This window comes from Segatella asaccharophila, assembly GCF_054687055.1.
Genome location: NZ_BAACAN010000031.1, coordinates 22,710 through 29,466, shown reverse-complemented (window position 1 = coordinate 29,466; position 6,757 = coordinate 22,710). Strand labels below are relative to the sequence as shown.

The window sequence follows — 6,757 nt, the reverse complement described above, 5'->3', positions numbered from 1 at the left end:
AGATGACTTCTTCGCTATACATTCCATCGCCGATACGGCATGGAAGAACAATCAATCTCAATACAATGCCATTGCTACCATCCTATCTTTATAGGATGGCACACCTTGGGTATGGCTGAATAGTTACTCGTATTTTTCTGAGAAAAAACTTGCGTCATAATAGGAAAAAGGCTATCTTTGTAGCGCATCTTTAGATATAAATACAGGTCGTAGACCATAAAGATATTTTTTGATTTGTTTTAGTAGATTAGTTTTTAAGTAGTTTGTTTTTGAAAATCGGTTGTCGGGACGACATCCGATTTTTTTCGTCTGTAATCTTATGGGGTCTTTTTTCTTATCTTTTGGAGATAGGGGAGGGGTTGTCTTCGTAACTTTTTAGATGACAAATCTCGGTTCAATCCGATTTTTTTCTTTGAATTTTTGTATCTTTGCCGCATGAATCAGAAGAAAGTCTCAAAATTCTATTTAATAAGGATTCTTTTATTCCTTATAATATGTGCAGGTCTGATGTATCTGACCAATAGTTTCTTTATGTCCCTTGGTATTCTGCTTATCCTGTTTGTCCTGGATGAATTTGTCAGAAGATGGGATGAAAGACGGGCCCAGAGACGCCGTCAGACGGATGCCCGGGAGGAAGAAGAATAAGCTGTAATTGGAAAAAACAAGAAAATGGAAAAACTGATTCAGCTCTATTGCCAATGGTCCGGGCATGCTCCCATGACTACTGAAAAACTCATCGGACAGGGGAGTAACCGTGTCTATTATCGAATCACGGATACCGGCGGGCATTCCGTTATCGGGGCAGTCGGGACAAGTAGTGACGAGAACCATGCCTTTATTTATCTGTCCCGGCATTTTGCAGAAAAGAAATTACCCGTTCCTCATGTCCTTGCGGTCAGCGATGACGGATTGAGATACCTCCAGACGGATCTGGGCTCGGTATCTCTTTTTGATGCTATACGCGGAGGCCGTGAGGCCGATGGCAGATATAATCAGCACGAGCAGCAATTATTGGTGAAAACGATTCGGGAATTGCCGGATATTCAAATCCGCGGCGCAGAAGGGATGGACTGGTCAAATTGTTACCCTCAACCGGTTTTTGACCGTGACGGCGTGCTTTTTGACCTTAACTATTTTAAGTACTGCTTTCTCAAGCCTACCGAACTGGACTTTCATGAGATGAAACTGGAAGCCAACTTCCGTCTCTTTGCAAATGATTTGATCGTGGAACCGATGAACAGTTTCCTCTATCGCGATTTTCAGGCACGTAACATCATGCTGGATGCAGAGGGGAATCCTTATTTTATTGATTTTCAGGGAGGTAGAAAGGGACCTGTCTATTATGACCTGGCTTCGTTCCTCTGGCAGGCATCGGCAAAATATTCTTTCAAGTTGCGTAGAGAACTTATCTATGAATATTATCAGTCGTTGAAAAACTATGTAGAGGTGCCGACGATCCGCCACTTTTCCAACAGGTTATCCCTTTTTGTACTTTTCCGTACCCTGCAGGTTCTGGGGGCGTATGGCTTTAGAGGGTATTTTGAAAGGAAGAAGCATTTCATAGACAGTATTCCTCCGGCTATCCAGAACCTGAGGGATCTGATCCGGTTGTCGGAGAAGCATAATGTGTTTCCTTATCCTTATATGATGGATATGCTGCATCGACTCACAGAGCTGCCTCAGTTTGCTGAGACCGAGGATCCTGTCCGTCATCGTGCTGATGGGCTGAAGACAACTAAAAATAATATTTATCATGCCCGTCCGGAAGATGGCCTGGCCACGTTCTCGAAATATGACGGAAAGGGACCACTGGTCGTTCATGTTTATAGTTTTTCTTACCGGTCAGGTATTCCTGAGGATCCTACGGGCAATGGTGGTGGCTACGTCTTTGACTGTCGTAGTACACACAATCCGGGGAGATATGAACGCTACAAGAAGTTGACTGGACTGGACGAACCGGTCATCCGCTTTCTGGAGGATGATGGTGAAATACTGACGTTTCTGGATAATGTTTACCGGTTGGTAGATCATCATGTACAAAGGTATTTGCAGAGAGGCTTTACCAGTCTGATGATCAGTTTCGGCTGTACAGGCGGCAGGCATCGCAGTGTGTATTCCGCCCAGCATGTGGCTGAACATATCCATCAGAAATTTGGCGTGGAGGTGGAGATAATCCACCGTGAACAGCATATCCGCAAGGTATTGCCGGCAGTGGAGAAAAAGCAATGATCAGTCTAGGTAAGTGAACAGGGGCAAATCAGAGGGCAGAAAACTTTGTGTTCTCTAAAATAATGCGTATATTTGCAGGCATGAAAGGAGAACAGATGCAGGCAATGATTTTTGCTGCAGGAATGGGGACACGTTTAAAACCATTGACTGACCACCTTCCGAAGGCGTTGGTGCAGGTTGGGGGGAAACCATTGCTGGAACATGTCCTCCTCCGTCTGAGGGCTGCCGGGATCAGTCACGTTGTCATCAATGTTCATCATTTTTCCAGTCAGATTATTCATTATCTTTCCAGTCACGATTTCCAAATGGATATTCGTGTGAGTGAGGAGAGTCCATTGCTCCTGGATACGGGGGGAGGCCTCAAGAAGGCCAGACCACTGCTGAGGGAGGATGCTCCTGTCCTGATTCATAATGTGGATATTCTGAGTAATGTGGATCTGAGAAAATTCTATCGAGCAGGGGACTGCTTCTCTGTAGGGGCGCGGCATGACATTATTATGCCTGGTCAGAAGGAGAGTAGCGGGCAGGATAAGGGGTGTGATCACGATCATACGAGAGGCATCCGCACGGCGGAAGCTACCTGCCGGCAATCCCGGGATCCTGCAGATGTGTTCCTGCTGGCGAGCCGTCGTAAATCAAAGCGCTATCTGGTTTTTGATGATGAGATGCGCCTCGTGGGATGGACAAATATTGAGACAGGCGAGGTGAAAAGTCCTTATTCGTGGGTGAAGACCTCACTCCCCAGCCTTCATCTGCTGGCCTTCGCAGGGATCCACTTGTTCTCTCCCCGCCTTTTCCCTCTGATGGATGAATGGCCTGACCAGTTTCCAATCATGGATTTCTATCTGAAAAACTGTGACAAGGTGTTGATCAGGGGATATGTCCAGGACAATCTCCAACTCATGGATGTGGGGAAACAGGAAACACTGGCCAAGGCTGAAGGATTCTTGAAGGATCTGAAGGTATGAAGAGACAGATATAATATTCTATATAAATTCTGATATGCAACAACAGAAGATCATTATTCTAAATTTTGGCTCACAGACTTGCCAGTTGATCGGTCGCAGGGTCCGTGAACTTAATACCTTCTGCGAGATTGTACCTTACAACAAATTCCCTGAAGATGATAAGGATATTATCGGCGTTATCCTCAGTGGAAGTCCTTATTCCGTGCATGATCCGTCTGCTTTCAAGATGGATCTGAGTATGCTTATCGGCAAGTATCCTGTATTAGGGATCTGCTATGGTGCTCAGCTTATCGCCTATTCTCATGGGGGACGGGTGGAACAGGCGGGTACTCGGGAATATGGTCGGGCCAATCTTGAGAAGTTTGATGCTGATGACCCTCTTTTCAAGGGTTTTCAACCGGGATCACAGGTATGGATGAGTCATGGCGACACCATTACCGCTATTCCCGATGACTGCCACGTCATTGCTTCTACTGAAGATGTCCATTTCGCGGCATACGCCAGCAGCAAGTATCCGCTATGGGCTGTACAATTCCATCCTGAGGTCGTCCATACCAAACAGGGAAAGCAACTGCTGAAAAACTTTGTCGTGGATATCTGTGGAAGTCGTCAGGAATGGAGTCCTGCCTCGTTTGTGGATAAGACGGTAAAGAGTCTGAAGACAGAGATCGGCAGTGACCATGTCATCCTTGGACTGTCGGGAGGAGTTGACTCTTCCGTCTGTGCTACTTTGCTTCATCGTGCCATCGGCAGGCAGTTGACGTGTATCTTTGTAGATAATGGGATGCTCCGTAAGAACGAGTTCTCTAAGGTCATGGACGCTTACCAGGGACTGGGACTGAACGTAGTAGGCGTGAATGCCGGTGACCGGTTCTTCAAGGATCTGGCAGGAGTGACCGAGCCGGAAAAGAAGCGGCATATCATCGGCCGTGATTTTGTGGAGGTCTTTAATGCTGAGGCTAAAAAGATGACGGATGCCAGGTGGCTCGCCCAGGGTACGATCTATCCGGACCGTATCGAGAGCCTGAACATTACGGGTATGACCATCAAGAGCCATCATAATGTCGGGGGATTGCCGAAAGACATGAAACTGAAACTCTGTGAACCGTTGAAGTGGCTGTTCAAGGATGAGGTCCGCCATGTGGGGCATGAACTGAACATGCCGGAACGGCTGATCAAGCGCCATCCCTTCCCCGGACCGGGACTAGCCGTGCGTATCCTTGGGGATATTACGCGGGAGAAGGTGCGCATCCTGCAGGATGCTGATGATATCTATATCGAAAATATGCATCAGTATAAAATGCCTGATGGCACATCTCTTTATGACCATGTCTGGCAGGCTGGTGCCATCCTGTTGTCTACGATCCGTTCTGTAGGGGTCATGGGGGATGAACGCACTTATGAGCATCCTATTGCTCTTCGTGCAGTGAACAGTATGGATGGGATGACGGCCGACTGGTCGCGCCTGCCTTATGATTTCCTGGCTAAAGTGAGCAATGAAATCATCAATAAGGTTAATGGGGTCAACCGTGTCTGCTTTGATATTTCCTCGAAACCGCCTTCGACGATAGAATGGGAATAGGCTGCTGACGGAGAAATATAATCCTTTCAGTGGAAGATATTAAAAAGAGCAGGCATCTTGTTGCCTGCTCTTTTTGTTTCCGTACAAGGACCATGATCCTGTTACCTGTCTTTTTGTTCCTTCTCCTTTCTCATCAGGTCACGGATCTCAGTCAGTAATTTCTCTTCATTGGTGGGTTGCGGAGCCGGCTTGGGAGCTTCTGCCCTTTTCCCGGTCATCCGGTTGATGCTCTTCACCATCAGAAAGACACAGAGGGCAATGATAAAGAAGTTGAGAAGCGTCTGGATAAAATTCCCATAGTTGATCGTGGCAGTCTTCATCTGCTGTTCTACCCCCGGGATGACGACAGAGGGCAGGGTGACTTTCAACTCACTGAAATTGACCCCACCGATCAGCCACCCGATAGGGGGCATGATGATGTCATCGACAATGGAAGAGACAACCTTCCCGAATGCGGTTCCGATAATTACACCGACAGCCATATCAATGGCGTTGCCTTTAATGGCAAATTGTTTGAATTCTTGAATAAATTTACTCATAGATTTATTTGTTGATCTGTAAATTGTAACCTCAATGTGTCAGTCCTGTGAAAGAACCTCAAATAAGGATAAGGAAAGAGAGATTCCCCCTCTTTTTTAAATAATTTAATACACTTATACGATGCAAATATAGAAAAAAATTTGTATCTTTGCGAATGAAAAGGGAAGAAAGCCGGAATAAAGCGATTCTAAACCGTATATTTGTAAGAAGAACAAATATGGAGGTGAACAGAAAAGGTAAAAAAGTTCGTAGAACGGGATAGAGAAGGCTTCTTATCCTTCGAGGATAAAAGACTACGTAATGAGGAGATTATTTAACCCTTTAAAACATTAAAAATAAAATGATTAAAATTGGTATTAACGGTTTCGGCCGTATTGGTCGTTTCGTTTTTCGTTCAACTCTTGAAGCTGCAAACAAGAACGATGTAGAAGTAGTAGGTATCAACGACCTTCTGTCTGTTGATTATCTTGCCTACCTGCTGAAGTATGATACAATGCATGGTCGTTTCGATGGCACCGTTTCTGTTAAGAATGATCACACTCTGACTGTAAATGGTCGTGACATCCGCTGCTTTGCTGAGCGCGATGCTGAGAATATCAAATGGGCTGAAGTAGGTGCTGAATATGTCGTTGAGTCTACAGGTTTTTATTTGACAATGGACCGCGCTGAAAAGCACTTGAAGGCAGGTGCTAAGTATGTTGTTCTTTCTGCACCTTCCAAGAAGGGTGAGGACGGCCGTCAGGCTGATATGTTCGTTTGTGGTGTTAATACTGACAAATATGCAGGTCAGAAGATCGTTTCCAACGCATCTTGTACCACTAACTGCCTGGCTCCTATTGCCAAGGTTCTGAATGACAAGTTCGGTATTGAGACTGGTCTGATGACAACTATCCACTCTACAACTGCTACTCAGTTGACAGTTGATGGTCCTGCTAAGGGTGGCAAGGACTGGCGCGGTGGCCGTGCTGCTTCTGGCAACATTATCCCGTCAACAACAGGTGCTGCCAAGGCTGTAGGCAAGGTTATCCCTGAGTTGAATGGCAAACTGACTGGTATTTCTATGCGTGTTCCTACTTTGGATGTTTCCGTTGTTGACTTGACGGTTAACTTGAAGAAGGCTGCTACACAGGCTGAAATTGATGCTGCCATGAAGAAGGCTTCTGAGACGAACCTGAAGGGTATCCTGGGTTATACTGATGAGGCTGTGGTTTCTTCAGATTTCCTGAACTGCCCGTTGACTTCTATCTACGATGCTACTGCAGGTGTTCACCTTACAGACAACTTCGTAAAGATCGTTTCCTGGTATGACAATGAGTTCGGATATAGCCACAAAGTGGTAGATCTGATCAAAGTCATGAACAAGTACAACAAGAAGTAATTTTAAAATTTGCATAAAATTAGCCGTTCAGTCTTGTGCTGGACGGCTTTTTTCGTTATT

The 6,757-nt window shown here is 45.7% G+C and carries 6 protein-coding genes; 5 read left to right on the top strand and 1 reads right to left on the bottom strand.

Going from position 1 to position 6,757, the window contains the following annotated elements; genetic code table 11:
• Positions 1–507 precede the first annotated feature (507 nt).
• The 4 genes from ACYRYG_RS12295 (at position 508) to guaA (ending at position 4,779) form a co-directional block, all read left to right on the top strand.
• On the top strand, positions 508–645 hold the full coding sequence (locus tag ACYRYG_RS12295; protein WP_293415842.1) for a hypothetical protein: 138 nt from the start codon (positions 508–510) through the stop codon (positions 643–645).
• A 24-nt stretch (positions 646–669) separates the two neighbouring features.
• Positions 670–2,229, top strand: a complete 1,560-nt coding sequence (locus ACYRYG_RS12290) for a RapZ C-terminal domain-containing protein (RefSeq protein WP_294075198.1) — start codon at positions 670–672, stop codon at positions 2,227–2,229.
• A 62-nt stretch (positions 2,230–2,291) separates the two neighbouring features.
• Positions 2,292–3,197, top strand: coding sequence for a sugar phosphate nucleotidyltransferase (locus tag ACYRYG_RS12285; RefSeq protein WP_460198308.1), 906 nt, complete (start codon positions 2,292–2,294; stop codon positions 3,195–3,197).
• A 34-nt stretch (positions 3,198–3,231) separates the two neighbouring features.
• Complete coding sequence (guaA, locus tag ACYRYG_RS12280; RefSeq protein WP_293415848.1) at positions 3,232–4,779, top strand: glutamine-hydrolyzing GMP synthase; 1,548 nt, start codon at positions 3,232–3,234, stop codon at positions 4,777–4,779.
• Between the two features lie 101 nt (positions 4,780–4,880).
• On the opposite strand, the gene mscL is transcribed toward guaA, so the two are convergent.
• Positions 4,881–5,318 (bottom strand): large-conductance mechanosensitive channel protein MscL, encoded by a 438-nt coding sequence (mscL, locus tag ACYRYG_RS12275; RefSeq protein ID WP_293415850.1) that lies wholly within the window; start codon positions 5,316–5,318, stop codon positions 4,881–4,883.
• A gap of 341 nt (positions 5,319–5,659) precedes the next feature.
• Here mscL and gap point away from each other — a divergent pair, with 341 nt between their 5' ends.
• On the top strand, positions 5,660–6,697 hold the full coding sequence (gene gap, locus ACYRYG_RS12270) for a type I glyceraldehyde-3-phosphate dehydrogenase (RefSeq protein ID WP_293415852.1): 1,038 nt from the start codon (positions 5,660–5,662) through the stop codon (positions 6,695–6,697).
• Positions 6,698–6,757: the final 60 nt, after the last annotated feature.